Source organism: Pantoea sp. EKM103V, from assembly GCF_011800365.1.
Classification (GTDB): domain Bacteria; phylum Pseudomonadota; class Gammaproteobacteria; order Enterobacterales; family Enterobacteriaceae; genus Pantoea; species Pantoea anthophila.
This window is the reverse complement of record NZ_JAALFQ010000050.1, coordinates 1-398: the sequence shown is the minus strand read 5'-3', so window position 1 is coordinate 398 and position 398 is coordinate 1. Positions and strand designations below refer to the sequence as shown.

The 398-nt window shown below is 51.0% G+C and carries 1 tRNA gene; it reads left to right on the top strand.

Going from position 1 to position 398, the window contains the following annotated elements:
- The first annotated feature begins 114 nt into the window (after positions 1-114).
- Positions 115-189: transfer RNA gene (locus tag HFD97_RS22075), tRNA-Glu, on the top strand.
- Positions 190-398: the final 209 nt, after the last annotated feature.

Below are 398 nucleotides of genomic sequence, written 5' to 3'. Positions count from 1 at the left end.
GAACCTGCGGTTGGATCACCTCCTTACCTGAAGATACCTTCCCGCGCAGTGCTCACACAGATTGTCTGATAAAAAGTAATGAGCAGGACGGCTGCGAAGTCGTGACACTATCGTGTCCCCTTCGTCTAGCGGTTAGGACTCCGCCCTTTCACGGCGGCAACAGGGGTTCGAATCCCCTAGGGGACGCCACCTGCTTGGTGACAGGTGAAAGGTGTCTCCATACAGTATCTCAAAACCGTTTCCGCTGCGCGAGCAGGGAGACGCGTCTGAGATATTTGCTCTTTAACAATCCGGAACAAGCTGAAAATTGAAACGACATGGCGCGTTCATTCTCCGTAATAAGAATGAAATGACGACATGTTCGAGTCTCTCAAATGCTTACAGTCTGCAGCGTTGAA